This window comes from Tsuneonella sp. CC-YZS046, assembly GCF_035581365.1.
Taxonomy (GTDB): Bacteria; Pseudomonadota; Alphaproteobacteria; order Sphingomonadales; family Sphingomonadaceae; genus JAWKXU01.
In genome coordinates this window covers 2,055,544-2,073,606 of sequence record NZ_CP141590.1, presented here as the reverse complement: position 1 = coordinate 2,073,606, position 18,063 = coordinate 2,055,544, and the positions used below count along the sequence as shown (strand labels likewise).

The window sequence follows — 18,063 nt, the reverse complement described above, 5'->3', positions numbered from 1 at the left end:
GCGAGATCCAAAGGTTAACAGAACGGGCGAAGATCAGCCGTGCGCGCCGAACTCATTGGCAATGGCGGTGCCGATCCGCAGGCTCAGGCGATAGGCCCGTTCGATCGGCTCGATATAGTCGCGCTGGATCTGGCCGTAACCCTCGTCCGCGTCGTCCGGGTAATCGGTGCTCTCGTCCAGGGTGAAGTCCCCGATCTTGGGAAAGCTGGTGGGAAACGCGCGCCGCAGCTGCCCCAGTGCTTCATCGATGCGCAGGGTGAACACCATTTCGAGCACGTCGTCGCGGCTGATGTCATTGGCGCGGCTGAAAGCCGGGACGGAGACGGCCCGCAGGAACATGAACTGGAACAGGGCGAGGCGGACCGCCTGCAACACGCCGATGGCCCGGCGCACATGCTCCCGGTCGGGCAGGGGGTTCTCGTCCGGCAGATGCTCGAGCAGGCGATGCAGCTTGAGCGCATCCACCCGCAGGCGCGATGCGAGCCTGCGGTAAACGCCGTTCCGGTCGTCCTTGGTGAGATATTCGGCTAGGACCTGGCACGCGCCGGACAAGTGCAGCTCCGTGCCGCGATAGGGGCGGCTGGCCCAATAGGCGGAATTGAACAGCTCGCCATAGGCGGCCACCGTCTTGATGCTGGCCAGGGCATTGGCGGCGCGCACCAGCCGCACCAGCTGGCGTCCGCGCTCGCTTTCGCGCAGCAATGCGGCAAGCTCTTCGTAATTGCCGTCCGCTGCCGTGCCGAAACCGGCGATGATGTTCACCGGATAGCCGAGCTGCTGGAGGATCGCATTGTGTGGGATGGCGCGGATCTGCCGCAGGCTCATCTCGCGGTCGGCGGCCAGGTCGGATTGGCGGCGCGACTTGCGGCTGCCGGTCTCGTTGAGCAGGCCCAGGCCGAAGGCGGTGACCGCCCGGGCATAGGTCCGGCTTTCGAGATGCTTGCGCTGATGGTCACGGATCGCCCGATAGAAATCGAGGCTGATGTCGGTGCGGCGGTAGAAGGGGTCGGTCGGCGCGTCTGGGTCCGTCCCGGCGGGGTCCGCTTCGGCAATGCGGGTGAGGGTCGCCAGCGCGAGTTCCGGCGTATCGAAGAACATATAGCCATCGCCGCCCTGGAAGCTGACTTCCGGCTCCAGCCTGATCCCCGCGCGCACGAAGCGCCGCCGCGCCCAGGGTGAAAGCGGCCAGCCGAGGCGATCCTCGAAGGAATCGGGGTGGGCGCCGCGCCCCATGCTCTCGCCATGGGTATTGAAGACGAGTGCGGCGACATCGGTGAGTTCATTGGCGACCATCGCTTCGGCGAGTCGGCCTTGCAGCCGTTCGATGGCGAGGGCGGCCGGAATCTGGCCAACAAAGCGGCCCGCATCGGAAAAGCCGGTCTGGATTGCGATGCGCCCCCTCCGCCGCGCATAGGCGCGATAGGCTTCCTCCGCCAGCAGCGCGTCGAGAAAGCGGCCGCCATGCTCCAGCGCGCTTTCGGTTTCGAACAAGGGCGAGACGTCCACCTTGTTGTCGATCCCGAAAAGCCGGGCGAAGTAGAGCGCGGCCAGCACGGTCGTCGGCTGCTCGCATTCGGCGATCAACATGCGGATCGGCGCGTCCGCGTCGATATGGTGCAGGATTTGCGCCATGGCGAGGAACTGCCGGATCGCCGTGCTGCTTTCGATCGCCAGCGCGCCGAAATTCGCGCGCAAGGGCCTGACCGCGGCGATCAGCTGGCGCAGCTTGCCCAGCGAGGAACGGCTCGCGAGATCGAGCGTGTCGTCCGGATCGATCCGCCGGCGGATGGCATTGTGCAACTGGCTGGAATTGACCCGGAAATGAATCCAGCCCGCGCCCAGGCCGTCCGCGCGCATCGCGGCGGCGAGCGTCTTGAGCGCGATGGCGGGTTCGTCCGGTGCGTGGCGGGCTTCCTCCTCCAGCTGTCGGATCAGCGGAGCGAGCGACAGCAGCTTGTCGGGGTGGTCCTCGGTCAGCCGGTTGGCCGCGGCGGACAGCGCGGCAGGCTCGCTCAGATCCCCGGCGAAGTCAGCCGCCCGTTCCTGCGACCAGCGATGCGCGCCGCGCAGCCCGGGCAGCAGCGGATGACCGGGATCGATCCGCTCCAGCGACAGGACATAGCGGCCAAGCCGTTCCTCCTTCTCCGCCAGCCGGAAGCCGATGCTGGTGTGCCAGGCGATGTCGGTGCGGCCGTCCATGTCGTAGCCGACCCAGCTTGCGAAGCGGAACGGAAGGGGCTCGAGTTCACGCCACTTGTCGGGCCAGAGCCGCTGCGCGTTTTCCAGCAGGCGAGTGACGATCGCGTCGCGGGCCTCCGCGCCATGGCGAATGGCCCGCAAGGCCCGGTCATGTTCATACTCCAGCGTGATGGACGGGCGCTCGGGGCTGGCCACGCATACGCTGTTGTCGATCGGGCCTTCCTGCGAGGCGCTGAGGGCAATCGCCTCCGTCTGGGCCGGGGACAACAGGAAGGTCGGATGGGCGGTGAACACTGCGTGGATTTGCGGGCTTTCCCAGCGCGCGCGGTAGGTTTCGAAATCGCTCCCTGCCAGTTCGTCCAGCCTTTGCAGATTGCTGTGCGGCGAGGTCGGGGCGACCAGCCGGCGGAGCCGTTCCGCGCGGCTGTGCAATGCGTCGCATTCAATCTCCGCGACCAGCCCTTCAATGGCATCGAGATCGAGGCCGCCCGATTCCAGCTCGCGCGAGAGATCGAGCGAGAGCTGGAACACCGGGTTGAACAGCGGCGTTTCCTGCGTGAGTTGATGCAGGACCTGCAGCCGTTCGTGGAGCTGGGCGACGTTTTTCATGCGCGCAGTTCGCTCGCCTTGCGCGCGGCCCGTTCGATGGCGGCGAGGTCCGGCGGTCCGGGGGGGACGATCCAGCTTCCGCCGACGCAGAGCACGAAGTCTTCGGCAAGCCATTCGGCCGCGCTGTCCTGCCTGATTCCCCCCGTGGGGCAGAACCGGCATTGCCCGAAAGGCCCGGCGAGCGCCTTGAGCGCGGGCAGTCCGCCGGAAGGGATGGCGGGGAAGAACTTGAAATGGGCGAGGCCCAGATCGAGGCCGCGCATGATGTCGCTGGCTGTCGACACTCCGGGCAGGAAAGGCAGGCCGTGGCTGGTGACGACCCGGGTGAGATTTTCGGTGAGGCCGGGGGAGACGATGAACTCGCTGCCCGCTTTCAATGCGGCTTCGCATTCATCCGCGTTCGTCACTGTCCCGGCGCCGACGATGGCGCCGGGCACCTGCTTCATCTCCCGGATCGCCTCGAGCGCGGCAGGCGTGCGCAGGGTGACTTCGAGCACCCGCAGGCCGCCCGATACCAGCGCTTCGGCGATTGGCCGGGCATGACCGGCATCCTCGATCACCAGCACCGGGATGACCGGCGCGGCGAGCATGATGTCCTGGATCGGCGGGATCATGCGGTTTCTCCTGAAAACTGGCGCTGAAAGGCGGCCGCCGCGCCGAACAGGCCGGGCTGTGGATGGGTCAGGAGCTTTACCGGGATATTCGCCATCATTCCTTCGTATCGGCCCTTGAAGCGGAAGCGCTCCGCGAAGCCCGAGCGCGGCAGCAGATCGCGCAGCCGATAGCCAAGCCCGCCTGCGATCACCACGGCGCCGGCGCCATGGGCCAGCGCATAATCGCCCGCGACGCTGCCGAGCGAAAGACAAAAGCGGTCTATCGCGGCTTTCGCCAGCCCATTGTCCTGGCTCAGGCCCGTTTCCCACAAGGTCCGGTCGTCCTGTTCCGGGGCTGCAACGCCCGTGGCGGCGGCCAGCGCCTGATAGATCTCGACGAGGCCGGGGCCGGATACGACCCGCTCCACCGATACGCGGTCATGCCGGGTCCTCAGCCGGGCAAGGATGGCGTCGTCCAGTGCGTCGACCGGGCCGAACTCGATATGGGCGCCTTCGGTGGCCTGCACATGGTAGCTGCCTGTGCCGTCGCGCCAGAAATGGGCGATGCCCAGCCCGGTGCCGGGACCAATCACGCTGATCGTGCCGGAGGCGGGCAGCGGCCGGTCCGGCCCGCTGATGTGGAGGAAGTCGCTGTCCGGCGCCTGTGCGGCGGCATGGGCGACTGCCCCGAAATCATTGAGCATGCTGATCCTGCCCAGCCCGAGCCGATCCTTGAGCCGGGCGGTATCGACCACCCAGCTGTTGTTGGTCATCCGCACGATGCCGCCCGTGACCGGTCCGGCGATCGCTATCGCGGCGGCTTGGGGAAGCGTGCATCCGCAGCGCCGTTCGAACTCCCGCCAGGCCTGCTCCAGGCAATCGTAATCGCTGGTCCGGAGCGTTTGTGGCTCCTCCAGCGCGATCGCCCCATCCGCCCCGACCTCGGCAAGGGCGAAGCGGGCATGAGTCCCTCCAATGTCGAGAGCGACGAGCCCGGTCACAGCCCGGCCACTGCCAGCATGGCCGAGGCGCCCTGTTCGGCACCATCCGCGTCGGCGCGAAACATCGCGAAGAGCTCGCGGCCCGTGCCCCATGCGGGCGCGGGCGGAGCGCAGGGCGCGCGCGCCGCCAGATCCGCATCGGTCGCAAGCAGGCCCCGTTCCGCGCACAGCCTGATCGTGTCGCCATCGCGCAGGAGCGCCAGCGGCCCCCACTTCCCGTCCTTCGTGGCCAGGGCCTCAGGGGTTACGTGGATCGCGGCGGGCACCTTGCCGGATGCGCCCGACATGCGCCCGTCCGTCACCAATGCGACCCGATGCCCCCGGTCCTGCAGCACGCCGAGGGGCGGCGTGAGCTTGTGGAGTTCGGGCATGCCATTGGCACGGGGCCCCTGAAAGCGCACCACCACCACGACATCCTTGTCGAGTTCTCCGGTGGAGAAGGCGTGGACGACATCCTCCTGCCGGTCGAACACCCGGCAGGGCGCCTCGATGGTCCAGCGTTCCTTTTCCACCGCGCTGGTCTTGAAGGTGGCGCGGCCGAGATTGCCCTGCACCAGCCGCATTCCGCCATCGGGCAGGAAAGGGTGGGCAACGGGACGAAGCATGGTGTCGTCGCCGCTTTCGCCGGCCGGGCGCCAGGCAAGGGCGCCGCCTTCCAGCACCGGCGTTTCGGCATAGGCCGACAGGTTGCTGCCGGCCACCGTCCGAATATCGCGATGGGCAAGCCCGGCATCGAGCAGTTCGCCGATGACATAGGCCATCCCCCCGGCGGCATGGAAATGGTTCACGTCGCCCGATCCATTGGGATAGACCCGCGCGATCAGTGGCACTGCTGCGGAAAGTTCGTCCAGATCCTGCCAGTCGAGAACGATCCCGGCGGCGCGGGCGATGGCGGGCAGGTGGATCGCATGGTTGGTGGAGCCGCCTGTGGCCAGCAGGCCCACCGCCGCATTGACGATGGCTTTTTCATCGACGCAGCGGGCGAGCGGGCGATGATCGTTCCCTTCCCCGGCAATGGCGGCCAGCCTGCGGGTCGCGGCGCGGGTAAGCGCGTTGCGCAGGGGCGTGCCGGGCTGGACGAAGGCGGCCCCCGGCATATGCAGCCCCATCAGTTCCATCATCATCTGGTTGGAGTTCGCGGTGCCGTAGAAGGTGCAGGTGCCGGGCGAATGATAGCTGGCGCTTTCGCTTTCCAGCAGCTCGGCGCGGGTCGCCTTGCCTTCGGCGTAGAGCTGGCGGACCTTCTGCTTTTCCTTGTTGTCGATGCCGGACGGCATCGGGCCGGAAGGCACGAAGATCGCGGGCAAATGGCCGAAACGCAGCGCCCCGATCAGCAGGCCCGGCACGATCTTGTCGCAGATGCCGAGCAGTGCGGCGCCGTCATACATCGCATGGCTCAGGGCAACGGCGGTGGAAAGGGCGATGACGTCGCGGCTGAACAGGGACAGTTCCATGCCGTCCTGCCCCTGGGTCACACCATCGCACATAGCAGGCGTGCCGCCCGCGACCTGCGCGGTGGCACCCGCTTCCCGCGCATAGAGCTTCATCTGCGCCGGATAGGTCCCATAGGGCTGATGCGCGGAAAGCATGTCGTTATAGGCGGTGACGATAGCGAGGTTGGGGCCGCGCCCTCCGGCGATGGCGGGCTTGTCCTCCAGCGCGGCGGCGAAGCCATGGGCCAGATTGGAGCAGGCCAGGCTGTCGCGGCCGGGCTGGTGCTCCGCCGCGCGCTCCATCAGATCGAGATAGCGCCGCCGGGAATCCGCCGACCGTTCGACGATCCGCTGCGTGACCCGCGCGATCGTGGGGTGAAGATGCTCGCTCATGCGCGGTTGCTCGTGCCCGGATTATTCATGCCCGCCTACTCATGCCACGTGACCCCGTCGCGCTCGGTCAGGGCGATGGCGGCGCTCGGGCCCCAGCTTCCGGCGGTGTAGGGGCGCGGCTCCAGCGCGTCCTTGTCCCATCCGGCGCGGATCGCATCGATCCATTCCCATTGGGCCTCCACCTCGTCGCGGCGGACGAACAGGGTCTGGTCGCCTTCGATCAGGTCCAGCAGCAGCCGTTCATAGGCAATCCGCCGGTGCGTGCCGGTGAACGCATCGGGCATGGCGATGTCCAGCGGCACTTCGCGCAGGCCGATCCCGTCGCGGTCCAGCCCGGGCACCTTGGCCATCAGCGACAGGGTGACATTCTCCTCGGGCTGGATGCCGATCAGCAGGCGGTTGGGCTTGGTCCGGGCACCGTTGCCCGCGAAGATCGAATGCGGGATGCAGCGGAACTGGACGACGATCTCCGTCACCCGCCTGGGCAGGCGCTTGCCCGTCCTCAGGTAAAAGGGCACGCCCTTCCACCGCCAATTGTCGAGATGCGCCTTGAGCGCCACGAATGTCTCGGTGGCGCTGTCCCGGCCAAGCTCCTCGTCATAGCCCGGCACGGCCTTTCCGCCGATCGCCCCGGCGCGATATTGCCCCGTCACGCTTTCGCCCGCTGAAATCGGGCGCAGCGCGCGCAGCACCTTCACCTTCTCGTCGCGGATCGCGGTGGAATCGTAATGGACCGGCGGCTCCATCGCCACCAGCGCGAGAAGCTGGAGCATGTGGTTCTGCACCATGTCGCGCAATGCGCCGGCGCCATCGTAGAAATCCGCCCGGCTTTCGAGGCCGACCGTCTCCGCAACGGTGATCTGGACATGATCGATATAGGCGGCGTTCCACAGCGGCTCGAACATCAGGTTGGCGAAGCGCAGCGCCAGCAGGTTCTGGACAGTCTCCTTGCCGAGATAATGATCGATCCGGAATATGCGCTGCTCGGGGAAGGCCCCGGCCACCGCGTCATTGATCTTGCGGCTGCTGGCAAGATCGTTGCCGAGCGGCTTTTCCAGGCCGATCCGCACATGCTCGCCGGCGAGGCCGCTGGCCGCCAGCCCGGCGATGGTCGGCTCGAACAGGCTGGGGGCGGTGGACAGGAATATCGCCAGCCCGTTTTCCGGTTCGCCCACCTTCCGCGCCAGCCGGTCGAACCCGGCCGCGGTCGAGGCATCGAGCGGCTGGTAGCTCAGCCGGTTGAGAAAGGTGGCGATCCCGCTCTTGCGGCCTTCCGGCAGGTATTTTTCCAGCGCCGCGCGGGCAAAGTTGCGATACCTGGCATCGTCATATTCCGAGCGGGCCGTCCCCACGATGGTCAGCTTCGGATCGATCAACTCGTCCGCATCCAGCGCGCATAGCGAGGGCAGCAGCATGCGCTGCGCCAGATCGCCGGTCGCCCCGAACACCAGCAGACGGTCCGCCGTGAAACTCATGCGCGGATACTCCGCTGTGATCCGTTCATTGTCACCCCTTAATGTCCCCTTGTTAACGCAGTTTGTGCGCCGCAACAAAGAAATGGAGCGCACAAGGCGGAAAAGCGGGTTTCACGTTTGCAGCCGGACCGCGATCTCCTTGTCGGTGAGGAAGGATGGTCCGAAACTGGCAAGGAAGCTGACGTCCGCCGCATCCCGGCCGACGCCGATCTTCACGGTTGCGGCGGGATCGGCCATGCCGGTCGCATCGACGATGTGCCAGCTTCCGCCTTCACCGCCCGGATCGGCCAGGAACACCTCGGCCACGGCGTGGAAGTCCTGCGGTTCCACGCCCGGCGCGAAGACGCTGGCGTAGCGGGCGGGAATGCCGGAAGCGCGGGCGAGCGTCACCATCACATGCGCGAAGTCGCGGCAGATGCCCCGCAATTCCACGAAGGAATCGAGGGCCGTGGTGTTGGCATCGCTGGCGCCCGGCTCGTACCGGAATTTCCGGGCGATCCAGTCGCATATCGCCGCGATGCGACGCCCGCCCGCGACCTTGCCGAATTCCGCCTCCACGAATGACTGGAAACGCCGGGCGGGGCAGTAGCAGGAATCCAGCAGATATTTGACGGTTTCGCCTGGCAGGAGATGCGCGGGAAGGCTGTCCAGAGCGGCCAAATCGGCGATCACGCGGTCTATTTCCACGCTGGCGGAGTAATCCACCGCGAGCGGGCCTTGCCCGCGCAGCCAGATCCGTTCTCCGATCCCGTCCTCGGCGGGCACCCGCGCGCAATGCTGCGCCGGGGGAAGGAGAGTATTCGCCGAGAGGATCGTCTGTTCCGGGATGGCCGCCGCCTCGAACTGCAGCAACACGTCGCCCGGGCCGTCGAGGGTGAAGGCGAAGCGGCAGGCAATGTCGATCGGCATGAATCCCTAACGGCGAGGCTGGCCGTAAGTTTCGTCAATCGCCGAAAATATGCAGGGCGACCTCGCGGCGATGCGGGCTGGCGCGGTGCTCGGCCAGGTAGATGCCCTGCCAGGTCCCCAGCAGCATCCTGCCGCCGGCAACGGGAATCGACAGGTTCACTCCGGTCAGCGTGGCCTTGAGATGCGCCGGCATGTCATCCGGCCCTTCGTCGTCATGCTCGTAATGCAGGCCTTCGGGCGCCACGCTGTCGAGCCAGCGGAGCAGGTCCCGCCGCACGGCGGGCGCGGCATTTTCATTGATGAGCAGCGAAGCCGAGGTGTGGCGGCACAGCAGCGTGAGCAGACCCTCGCGCATGCCGGTCGCATCCAGCCAGCGCGCGACGTCATCGGTGATGTCGAGCAATCCCCGCCCTGTGGTGGAAACGGCGAGGATCGTGCTCGCCTGGCGCATCACCCTGCAATCACGCCGAACAGATCATGCGCGTCGGCATCTTCGATCCGCACGGTCACGATGTCGCCCGGCTTCACCTCGGACGCAACATCGCGCAGGAAGACATTGCCGTCGATCTCCGGGGCATCGGCCTGGGAGCGGCCGGTCGCGCCGATGTCGCCGTCCTCGTCCGGTTCGCCGACCTCGTCGATGATGACCGGCAGCAGCCGCCCGACCTTGGCGGCCAGCTTTGCGGTGCTGATCCGCTCGGTCACTTCCATCAGCCGGGCGTAGCGTTCTTCCTTCACCTCCTCCGGCACCGGATCGGGCAGGGCATTGGCCGGGGCGCCCTCGACCGGCTCGAAACGGAAGCCACCCACCCGGTCGAGCCGGGCTTCCTCCAGCCATTCCAGCAGATAGCGGAAATCCTCCTCGGTTTCGCCGGGAAAGCCGACCACGAAGGAGGAACGGATCGCGATCTCGGGGCAGATTTCGCGCCATGTCCGCAGCCGTTCCAGCACCCTGGCCTCGTTCGCCGGGCGCTTCATCGCCTTCAGCACATTGGGGCTGGCATGCTGGAAAGGAATGTCGAGATAGGGCGTCAGCAGCCCTTCCGCCATCAGCGGGATCACCGCGTCGACATGCGGGTAGGGATAGACGTAATGCAGCCGGACCCAGGGCGCCCGCCCTTCCGGCGTGCGCAGTGCGCCCAGTTCGCGGGCCAGGTCGGTCATATGCGCGCGTACTTCGCGGCCCGAAGCGCCTCGGGGCCACTGGCGCGGCTCGTGGCGGATGTCGACGCCATAGGCGCTGGTGTCCTGGCTGATGACCAGCAATTCCTTCGTCCCGGCGGCCACCAGCTTTTCGGCTTCGAGCAGCACCGCGTCGATCCGGCGGCTGGCCAGCTTCCCGCGCAATTGCGGAATGATGCAGAAGGCGCAGCTGTGGTTGCAGCCTTCGGAAATCTTCAGATAGCTGTAGTGGCGCGGCGTCAGCTTGATGTCGCTCTGCGGGACGAGATCGACGAACGGCCCTTGCGATGGCGGCGCCGCGTCATGCACCGCTTCCACCACGCTTTCGTATTGATGGGCGCCGGTGATCGCCAGGACATCGGGGAAGCGGGCGCGGATCGCCTCCGCCTCGTTGCCCATGCAGCCGGTCACGATCACCCGGCCGTTCTCGGCGATCGCTTCCCCGATCGCAGCCAGGCTTTCTTCCTTGGCGCTGTCGAGAAAACCGCAGGTATTGACCAGCACGACGTCCGCGCCCGCATAGTCCGGGCTCATGGCATAGCCATCGGCGCGGAGCCGGGTCAGGATGCGTTCGCTGTCGACCAGCGCCTTGGGGCAGCCCAGGCTCACCATGCCGACACGACGCGCTTGTGGAATTGTCGTGGCCATTTCGCGGCGCGCCCTACACCTGTTGCGCGCTTAACGCTACAGTCGCGGCGAACGGAGATGAACAATGGGACCCGTGAACTGGACAGGGGTGGTCATTGCCGCGATCGTGGCTGGCCTGGTGGCGCTGGGCTGGTATGGCCCTCTCTTCGGGCGGGCGAAGCTCGCGGAGGTCGGGCCGGGCCGCCTGGCCGGGCGCAGGCGGCCGGGGGCGACTTTCCTGACCACGGCGATCCTGCTGTTCCTGACCGCCGCCATGATGGGCCATATGTTCGCCCGCGTCGGGCCAGACACGCTGGATGCCAAGCCGTGGCTCTATTTCATGATGTCGGGCGGCCTCGCCCTGTTCTTCGTGATCCCGGCGCTCTGGCTCAGCTATGCCCATCAGCGCATTTCCACCCGGCTCGCGGGGATCGACGCAGGCTACTGGCTGTTCGCCTATCTCGCGATGGGGCTGGTATTCTGGGTGGGCGGATAAGCCTTCCTGCCTGTTTTCCGTGATTTCCGGGTCGGCAAGCGGATTCCACTTGCCGCGAAATCGCTCTAAAGGTCGCCGTTCTCGGGGGTGGGGATCACCTCCACCACCACATCGCCGGCGCGAAGCTCGGACGCTTCGATGTCCGAATAGCTGAACGGCTGCCCGTCGCGGTAAATGCGCAGGCCCAGCCCGCCGCTCGCCAGCTGCTTGATCGACCGGCCGACTTCTTGCGCCGCGACCGGCCTTTCGACCAGCTGGACCTTGCCGCTGACCGAGGCAAGATCGGTCAGGTAATCCGCCACATGCGTGCCTTCGGCCGAGCCTGCGAGAAGAAGGCCGGTGAAATGCACCGGATTGATCACATTGTTGGCCCCGGCCTGATGGGCGAGCAGCTCGTTGTCGGTGGCGCGCACCACCACGCTGATCGGCACATCCGGGGCCAGATGCCGGACGGTCAGCACGATCAGGATCGATGTGTCGTCCCGCCCGGCGGACACCAGCACGCTCTTGGCCTGCCCGATCTGCACGGCCATCAGGGTATCGTCGCGGGTCGCGTCTCCCGCCATGATGTTGCATCCGAGCGCTTCCGCTTCCGACAGGCGGCGTTCCAGCGGATCGATCACCACGATGCAGCTCGGCTCGGTCCCGCGGTCGATCAGTTCCCTCACCGCCTCCGATCCGCTGATGCCGAAGCCGAGCACCACGATATGGCCGGAAAGCTGTTTCTGGATGCGGGCCATGCGCCATTTCTCCCAACTGCGCTTGATGATGAAATTATAGGCGGTGCCCACGAAAATGAAGATCACGGCAAAGCGGATCGGCGTCACCACCGCCGCCTCGATCAGCCGTGAGCGGTCGCTGACCGGGGCGATGTCCCCGAAGCCGGTGGTGGTGACGGAGATCATGGTGAAATAGACGACGTCGAGGAAACTGATGACCCCGTCATGATGGTCCACCAGCCCCTCGCGGTCGGACCAGTGAAGCAGCACGACGAGGAAGATCAGCGCCAGCGCGGCGGACAGGCGGATGCCCACGTCCGCCCAGATCGGCATCCGGACCGCGCGGCGGAGCGGCTGGAAACTCCAGCGGCGGCGGAAGAGCCGCCAGTCCCTCACGGGGCGCTGGAACCTGCGATAAGCCTGGAAGGATCGAGCGGCATGTTGTCCTTGCGTATCTCGAAGTGCAGGGCGGGGCGATGGGCCGCGCCGGTCCGGCCGGCCTTGCCGACCACGTCCCCGGCGGCGACCCGGTCGCCCACCTTTACGCTGACAGAGGAGAGGTGGCCATAGGCGCTGTGCCAGCCGTTGCCATGCTCCAGCACCACCAGCGTCCCGTAGAGCTTCGGTTCGTCCCCGGCGAACACGACCTTGCCGGCCGATGCGGCCTTGACCGGAGCGCCTGCCTCGGCGGCAAGGTCGATCCCGTTATGGCTGTCCGCATTGCCCGGCGCGGTGAAGCCGAGCAGGGTCTGCCCCCTCAGCGGCCATTGGAAGGCTGGCGTGGTGCTGGCGGGCGCGGCAGGCTTGGGCGCGACCGCGACCGGGGAAGCGGCGGGGGCTGGGACGGTGGCCTTGGTGATGGTGGGGATCACCAGCTTCTGCCCGGTGCGCAGGGATGCATCTTCATCCAGCCCATTGGCGAGCGCGATCGACTTCCACGCCACGCCATAGCGATAGGCGATGTCGAAGCCGGTTTCCCCGCTTGCGACCACATGGGCGCGCTGGCGCGGGATGATGAGGGTCTGTCCGGCCTGCACGCTATAAGGCTCGGCCAGCCCATTCGCCTCCGCGATCAGGCCCATCGGCACGCCCGCGCGGTTGGCGATGCCGCCCAGCGTTTCGCCGGGCCGCACCACATGCTGGGTTTCGGTGGCTTCGCTGGCGGTGGCGGCGGGCTGGGCCGGGGCCGGGGCGGTCTTGACTGGCGTCGCCGGCTTGGCCTGCGTGGCTTTCGCGCTTGCATCCGGCTTGGCGGAGCTTGCCGTCGAAGGCATCCTGCCGCCGGGAATGACCAGCTTCTGCCCCGCGCGCAGCGCATAGGGTTCCTTGAGATCGTTGGCCTTGGCCAGTGCCGAGGGGGAGACGCCCGCGCGATTGGCGATGCCGTTCAGCGTCTCGCCGGATTTGACGACATAGCTTTCCCCGCTCGCCTTCTGGCCCGTCGCGGCTTTCGCCTTGTCCGTCTTGACGTCATCTTTCTTCCCGGCCGCCTTGCCCGGAATGGTCAGGGCCTGGCCGACGCGCAGGGCATAGGGCGGCTTGAGGCCGTTGGCCTTCGCCAGATCGTCCGGCTTCACCCCGGCGCGATTGGCGATGCCGTTCAGCGTCTCGCCCTGCTGCACCTCATGCTTTCGTTCCTGCGCCGTAGCCGGGCCTGCCGCGGCGAGCGCGAGGGCGAGGCAGGTCAGAAGGTAGGGCCTGGTCATGCATATCTCCCCGAAAGCATCGCAAGCGACGGATCATGTGTATAGTCGAGCTGGAGCGGCGTTACCGACACGAAGCCATCGGCGATCGCTTCCAGATCGGTGGAATGCCCCGGCGTATGCTCGATCCCGTGCAGGCCGAACCAGTAATAATGGAAGCCGCGCGGGTCCGTCCCCTTGACCACGGTTCCGCGCCCGTAATCGTGGAAACCCTGGCGCACCACGCGGATGCCGCGCACGGATTCCCCCGGCAGGGGCGGGAAATTGATGTTGACCAGCGTACGCTCCGCGAAGGGCGCGTCTATGATCGGGGCGATTGCCCTGGCTCCCCATTGCTCGGCTGCGGAAAAGGAAACTTCCTCGGCCGCGTCGGCCCGGGCATAGACCTGGCTCAGCGCGATCGAGCGGATTCCGGCCAAGGCCCCTTCCAGCGCGGCGGAAACGGTGCCGGAATAGGTGACGTCGTCGCCCAGATTGGCGCCGCGATTGACGCCTGACAGGATCACGTCGGGCTTGCGGTCCATCACCACGCGCAGGGCCAGGTTCACGGAATCCGTCGGCGTCCCCCTTACGGAGAAGCGCTTCTCGCCATGCCGATGCAGCCGCACCGGCTGGTGCAGCGACAGCGAATGGCCCGCGCCGGACTGCTCCTCGGCCGGAGCGCAGATCCAGATATCGTCGCTGAACTGGCGGGCGATCCCCTCCAGCACGGCCATGCCGGGGGCATGTATCCCGTCGTCATTCGTCAGCAGGATGCGCATCGGGCCCCCCTTTCCCGGCCAGACGATCAGCTAAGCCTTGTGATACCGCCCATGTAATGATGCAAGGGCCCCGGTATGTCGACCGACCCGTCCTCGTTCTGGTAATTTTCGAGGATCGCCACCAGCGTTCGCCCTACCGCAAGGCCGGAGCCGTTGAGAGTATGGACGAATTCCGTGCCCTTGGCGTCTTCCGGGCGATAGCGCGCATTCATGCGCCGCGCCTGATAATCGCCGCACCACGAGATGCTCGAAATCTCGCGCCAGGCGCCCTGACCCGGCAGCCAGACTTCCAGATCGAAGGTCTTCTTCGCGGTCGCGCCCATGTCGCCCGCGCACAGCAGCATCCTGCGATAGGGCAGGCCCAGCACCTCGAGGATGCCTTCCGCCGATCGCACCATGTGCTCGTGCTCGGCCTGCCAGTCATCCGGGCGGCAGATGCTGATCAGTTCCACCTTCTCGAACTGGTGCTGGCGGATGAAACCGCGCGTATCCTTGCCGGCCGCGCCCGCTTCCGACCGGAAGCACGGGGTCAGCGCGGTCATGCGGATCGGCTGCGAAAGATCGTCGATGATCCGGTCGCGCACGGCATTGGTCAGGCTCACTTCGGCGGTCGGGATCAGCCAGCGCCCGTCCGTGGTGCGAAACAGATCCTCGGCGAATTTGGGCAACTGCCCGGTGCCGAACACCGCCTCGTCGCGCACCAGCAGGGGCGGGGCGCATTCGACATAGCCGTTCGCGCCGCTCTGCCGGTCGAGCATGAATTGCCCGAGTGCGCGCTGCAGCCGGGCCATCTGGCCGCGCAGGAAGGTGAAGCGGGCGCCGGAGATTTCCGCGCCGGTTTCGAAATCGAGGCCGAGCGCGGGGCCGAGATCGGCATGTTCCTTCGGCTGGAAGGCGAACTCCCGCTGCTCGCCCCATTGCGCGACCTCGACATTGGCGCTCTCGTCCTCGCCCGGCGGGACGTCCTCGGCCGGGAGGTTCGGGAGGCGCGCCAGCAGATCGTTCAATTGCGCGCCCAGCTCGCGCTCGCCGGTTTCCAGCTCCGGCAGGGTCTGCTTCAGCCCGGCGACTTCCGCCTTGAGCGCTTCCGCCCTGTCCTTGTCGCCCTGGGCCATGGCCTGGCCGATCTGCTTCGATGCATCGTTGCGGCGGCCCTGCGCCTCCTGCATCCGGGTCGTTACCTCGCGGCGCGCGCGGTCCAGCTCTAGGATCGCGGCGGCGGACGGCTCCACCCCGCGACGGGCAAGGGCGGCGTCGAAGGCGTCGGGATTGTCGCGGATCAGGCGGATGTCGTGCATGGGGCGGGGCTATGGAGTCTTTGCCCGTGCCCGGTCAAGCGTCACCTGACGCGCTCTGCACAGCGGCGGCCTGCACGATCCGGGATCGGCCTATCTGCGGCGGCAGGTGCTGATGCCGAAAGGGATATAAGCCGGGCAACGGCGCGTGAGCCCTGTCGTCAGCGGGATCAGTCCGAGCCAGCCCCATGCGGTTTTCGGCCCGACGAACACCAGCGCGATCAGGACCAGCCCGGCGACGATGCGCAAGATCCGGTCCGCGTTGCCTACATTCACCCTAAGCATTGGCCATCTCCTCTCCCGCCCTCATTGGCGGCTGGAGAATGGCGCTGCCTTGATCCGTGCAATCCCGGAATGATGCGGAGGGGAATGGTGGGCGCGGCAAGGATTGAACTTGCGACCCCACCTGTGTGAAGGGTGGGAAACTGCACATTCTGAGACTTATTGAAACACAGAAGTGATGATTTTATGGGGTTTTGTTGTTCCCCTATGTTGCAATTTGTCTCCCTATGTGTTCGACACAAATTCGACACGCACCAGCGGGATGGCAAGATGGCAGATCTGAGCAAGGTTTCCGAACGGGATAGGTTGAAGCCAAGGCCAGGGAAGGCTCCGCATTGGCAACGGCTTCGTGCCGGGTGTTTTCTGGGTTTTCGCCCTGCCATCGGTGGCGGTGTGGGAACATGGGTTGCCCGCGTTCATGACGCCGACGCCGACAAATATCGCGTCAGGTCACTGGGCGACTTCGGGACACTATCGGGAAGCGAACGGTTTGCCGCTGCGAAAAAGGAGGCGGAAGCATGGGCCGAACTGGTGGAAACGGGGGGCGTGCGGGAGGAAAAGATTGAGACCGTTGCCGACGCTGCCCGAGCCTATCTCAAGAATAAGGCGGACGCGAACGGGATCGCCGCTGGTGTGTTTCGCCGCCATGTGTTCGATGACCCGATTGCCAAGGTGAAGCTCGACAAGCTGCGGCGGCACCATTTGACGGCATGGCGCAAACGGCTGGAAGATGCCCCCGCGCTAATGAGCCGGAACAAGGGTGGCGTGACGCGCTCGAAAAAGCGGGCGGCTTCCACCGTCAATCGCGACATGGTGCCACTGCGGGCGGCTCTGGCGGCTCTGTTGCCCCCCGGCGCACCCGGAACGGATGCAGCGTGGCAAGAGGCCCTGAAACCTGTGAAGGGGGCTAGCGGGCACCGGACGCTCTATCTGGACCGTGACGAGCGCAGGAAGCTGCTGGCTCATGCCGAGGGCGATGTTGCGCCGTTCCTTCACGCGCTATGTCTGTTGCCATTGAGGCCCGGAACGCACGCGGGGCGTGTGGCTGGCGACTTCGACAAGCGGACGCGAACACTGGTTATTGGGCGGGAGACCAAGACAGGGAAGGCCCGCAAGATTACCGTGCCGCAAGCGACGGCGGATTTTCTGGACGGAGAGGCAAAGGGCAAGCTGCCAGTCGCGCCATTGTTCCGGCAGGCCAGCGGAAAACCTTGGGATAAAGACGCATGGAAGGGGCCTATCAAAGAGGCTGCTTTGGCGGCGGGGTTGCCAAGCGGGACTTGCGCCTACACGCTCCGCCATAGCGTGATTACCGATCTTGTGACAGGCGGATTGCCTATACTCACCGTCGCGCAAATTTCCGGAACAAGCGTGGCGATGATCGAAAAGCACTACGGGCACCTTGTCGGCAACGGTGCGGAGGAGGCGTTGTCGCGGCTGGTGCTGTGACAATTGAGGGGATTGCTTACGCTGCGCCTGGCAAAACGAATATGTGCCCATTATTAAATCTGGTGGGGGATAGGCAGGCCAGCCGACAAGCGCGCATCCCACGTGCTTCCCCGCTACCCTTCGGGAACCGCTAGGGAGGCGGTATGGATGACAGTAACCTCACTGCCGCATTGCAGGCCAATCCTTCAGAGTGGGATTTGGTTGGCCCGACTGCCGAGGCCGATATTCGCCGCGCGATAGCTCGTTACGGAGATGCCGCCGTTAAAGCGGCGGTGAAGAACCTCACCAAACCGAAGCGAGGGCGCAAACAGGAAAGAGATTGGCCTGAACTACGTGAATACATAGAAAAGGATGCGAGGGAGTGGCTCGCTGGGGGCGATCCTTTTAAGACACGCACAAATTACTCTATCGCACAGGACTTTGCCGCGAAGAATCCAGGGCATGGCGCTGTTTCGACGCACAAGCGGATCGAACGGAAACTCGCCAAGAAGCCATATGATCGGCGCTGGTTTGTGCTTGTCACTGCTATGCATTTGAGCCGCGACAGCCTCCCCCATGCGCAACATATCCGTGCGCTAGAAGAGCTGGCGCAATTGAACGCCAGCGCAGGGATTTGGCAAGAGGCCCTGGAATTAGCTCAGTCGGATATTGCGGACTATCAAGCAAAAACGGGCGGACCTCCTCAGGCCAGTCTATCCATGAAGGAGATCCAGTCTGGCGCGCGCAATGCATTGCTGGCGGCTGTGCGCCCCCTCAACCGCCAGGGTGGGCTCTTTGGTTTTTTACCTCCGCTGTCCGCATTGAGCGGCCAAGCCGAATAGGGAGGAAATTCCGGTTAATTTTGTCGGGCGGGAATTGCGTCAAATTAAGTCAACTTCCCGAACGTCCCGCCGCGTCATAACTGGTGAGCCGTCCCGAAACACAGGGGGCGGCCATG

The 18,063-nt window shown here is 65.9% G+C and carries 16 protein-coding genes; 3 read left to right on the top strand and 13 right to left on the bottom strand.

The window, feature by feature from the left end:
- Positions 1 to 33: 33 nt before the first annotated feature.
- The 8 genes from U8326_RS10215 to rimO form a co-directional block, all read right to left on the bottom strand.
- Complete coding sequence (locus U8326_RS10215) at positions 34 to 2,808, bottom strand: phosphoenolpyruvate carboxylase (RefSeq protein ID WP_324740143.1); 2,775 nt, start codon at positions 2,806 to 2,808, stop codon at positions 34 to 36.
- Positions 2,805 to 3,422, bottom strand: coding sequence for a bifunctional 4-hydroxy-2-oxoglutarate aldolase/2-dehydro-3-deoxy-phosphogluconate aldolase (eda, locus tag U8326_RS10210; protein WP_324740142.1), 618 nt, complete (start codon positions 3,420 to 3,422; stop codon positions 2,805 to 2,807). The genes U8326_RS10215 and eda overlap by 4 nt, the downstream gene beginning before the upstream one ends.
- Positions 3,419 to 4,402 (bottom strand): glucokinase, encoded by a 984-nt coding sequence (gene glk / locus U8326_RS10205; RefSeq protein ID WP_324740141.1) that lies wholly within the window; start codon positions 4,400 to 4,402, stop codon positions 3,419 to 3,421. Before glk ends, eda begins: the two co-directional genes overlap by 4 nt.
- Positions 4,399 to 6,228, bottom strand: coding sequence for a phosphogluconate dehydratase (gene edd / locus U8326_RS10200; protein ID WP_324740140.1), 1,830 nt, complete (start codon positions 6,226 to 6,228; stop codon positions 4,399 to 4,401). Before edd ends, glk begins: the two co-directional genes overlap by 4 nt.
- A gap of 35 nt (positions 6,229 to 6,263) precedes the next feature.
- The gene (gene zwf / locus U8326_RS10195; protein WP_324740139.1) at positions 6,264 to 7,703 is read right to left on the bottom strand and encodes a glucose-6-phosphate dehydrogenase; all 1,440 of its coding nucleotides are present in this window, start codon (positions 7,701 to 7,703) and stop codon (positions 6,264 to 6,266) included.
- 111 nt (positions 7,704 to 7,814) lie between these two features.
- Complete coding sequence (locus U8326_RS10190) at positions 7,815 to 8,612, bottom strand: transglutaminase family protein (protein WP_324740138.1); 798 nt, start codon at positions 8,610 to 8,612, stop codon at positions 7,815 to 7,817.
- 34 nt (positions 8,613 to 8,646) lie between these two features.
- Entirely contained in the window at positions 8,647 to 9,063 is a 417-nt protein-coding gene (locus U8326_RS10185) for a secondary thiamine-phosphate synthase enzyme YjbQ (protein WP_324740137.1), read from the bottom strand.
- A complete protein-coding gene (gene rimO, locus U8326_RS10180; protein ID WP_324740136.1) occupies positions 9,063 to 10,442 on the bottom strand; it encodes a 30S ribosomal protein S12 methylthiotransferase RimO in 1,380 nt (459 codons plus the stop codon). The genes U8326_RS10185 and rimO overlap by 1 nt, the downstream gene beginning before the upstream one ends.
- 64 nt (positions 10,443 to 10,506) lie before the next feature.
- Here rimO and U8326_RS10175 point away from each other — a divergent pair, with 64 nt between their 5' ends.
- Positions 10,507 to 10,917: a DUF1761 domain-containing protein gene (locus U8326_RS10175; protein WP_324740135.1), complete on the top strand. Its 411-nt coding sequence runs from the start codon at positions 10,507 to 10,509 to the stop codon at positions 10,915 to 10,917.
- Positions 10,918 to 10,982: 65 nt separating this feature from the next.
- On the opposite strand, the gene U8326_RS10170 is transcribed toward U8326_RS10175, so the two are convergent.
- From U8326_RS10170 to U8326_RS10150, 5 genes are all read right to left on the bottom strand, one after another.
- Entirely contained in the window at positions 10,983 to 11,969 is a 987-nt protein-coding gene (locus U8326_RS10170; RefSeq protein ID WP_324743577.1) for a potassium channel family protein, read from the bottom strand.
- Positions 11,970 to 12,028: 59 nt separating this feature from the next.
- Positions 12,029 to 13,342, bottom strand: coding sequence for a LysM peptidoglycan-binding domain-containing protein (locus U8326_RS10165; RefSeq protein WP_324740134.1), 1,314 nt, complete (start codon positions 13,340 to 13,342; stop codon positions 12,029 to 12,031).
- Positions 13,339 to 14,100: a 5'/3'-nucleotidase SurE gene (gene surE / locus U8326_RS10160; RefSeq protein ID WP_324740133.1), complete on the bottom strand. Its 762-nt coding sequence runs from the start codon at positions 14,098 to 14,100 to the stop codon at positions 13,339 to 13,341. Before surE ends, U8326_RS10165 begins: the two co-directional genes overlap by 4 nt.
- A 26-nt stretch (positions 14,101 to 14,126) precedes the next feature.
- The gene (serS, locus tag U8326_RS10155; protein WP_324740132.1) at positions 14,127 to 15,398 is read right to left on the bottom strand and encodes a serine--tRNA ligase; all 1,272 of its coding nucleotides are present in this window, start codon (positions 15,396 to 15,398) and stop codon (positions 14,127 to 14,129) included.
- A gap of 90 nt (positions 15,399 to 15,488) precedes the next feature.
- Positions 15,489 to 15,680, bottom strand: coding sequence for a DUF2892 domain-containing protein (locus tag U8326_RS10150; RefSeq protein WP_324740131.1), 192 nt, complete (start codon positions 15,678 to 15,680; stop codon positions 15,489 to 15,491).
- 267 nt (positions 15,681 to 15,947) lie between these two features.
- On the opposite strand from U8326_RS10150, the gene U8326_RS10145 reads away from it, so the two are divergent.
- Positions 15,948 to 17,126, top strand: a complete 1,179-nt coding sequence (locus tag U8326_RS10145; protein ID WP_324740130.1) for an integrase — start codon at positions 15,948 to 15,950, stop codon at positions 17,124 to 17,126.
- Positions 17,127 to 17,269: 143 nt separating this feature from the next.
- Entirely contained in the window at positions 17,270 to 17,947 is a 678-nt protein-coding gene (locus U8326_RS10140) for a hypothetical protein (protein WP_324740129.1), read from the top strand.
- Positions 17,948 to 18,063 lie beyond the last annotated feature (116 nt).

Bases quoted from the DNA above. Each gene is read 5' to 3' on its own strand.
- U8326_RS10215 (WP_324740143.1), bottom strand. From the start codon at position 2,808: ATGAAAAACGTCGCCCAGCTCCACGAACGGCTGCAGGTCCTGCATCAA.
- eda (WP_324740142.1), bottom strand. From the start codon at position 3,422: ATGATCCCGCCGATCCAGGACATCATGCTCGCCGCGCCGGTCATCCCG.
- edd (WP_324740140.1), bottom strand. From the start codon at position 6,228: ATGAGCGAGCATCTTCACCCCACGATCGCGCGGGTCACGCAGCGGATC.
- zwf (WP_324740139.1), bottom strand. From the start codon at position 7,703: ATGAGTTTCACGGCGGACCGTCTGCTGGTGTTCGGGGCGACCGGCGAT.
- U8326_RS10190 (WP_324740138.1), bottom strand. From the start codon at position 8,612: ATGCCGATCGACATTGCCTGCCGCTTCGCCTTCACCCTCGACGGCCCG.
- U8326_RS10185 (WP_324740137.1), bottom strand. From the start codon at position 9,063: ATGCGCCAGGCGAGCACGATCCTCGCCGTTTCCACCACAGGGCGGGGA.
- rimO (WP_324740136.1), bottom strand. From the start codon at position 10,442: ATGGCCACGACAATTCCACAAGCGCGTCGTGTCGGCATGGTGAGCCTG.
- U8326_RS10175 (WP_324740135.1), top strand. From the start codon at position 10,507: ATGGGACCCGTGAACTGGACAGGGGTGGTCATTGCCGCGATCGTGGCT.
- U8326_RS10170 (WP_324743577.1), bottom strand. From the start codon at position 11,969: ATGCCGATCTGGGCGGACGTGGGCATCCGCCTGTCCGCCGCGCTGGCG.
- U8326_RS10165 (WP_324740134.1), bottom strand. From the start codon at position 13,342: ATGACCAGGCCCTACCTTCTGACCTGCCTCGCCCTCGCGCTCGCCGCG.
- surE (WP_324740133.1), bottom strand. From the start codon at position 14,100: ATGCGCATCCTGCTGACGAATGACGACGGGATACATGCCCCCGGCATG.
- serS (WP_324740132.1), bottom strand. From the start codon at position 15,398: ATGCACGACATCCGCCTGATCCGCGACAATCCCGACGCCTTCGACGCC.
- U8326_RS10150 (WP_324740131.1), bottom strand. From the start codon at position 15,680: ATGCTTAGGGTGAATGTAGGCAACGCGGACCGGATCTTGCGCATCGTC.
- U8326_RS10145 (WP_324740130.1), top strand. From the start codon at position 15,948: ATGGCAGATCTGAGCAAGGTTTCCGAACGGGATAGGTTGAAGCCAAGG.
- U8326_RS10140 (WP_324740129.1), top strand. From the start codon at position 17,270: ATGGATGACAGTAACCTCACTGCCGCATTGCAGGCCAATCCTTCAGAG.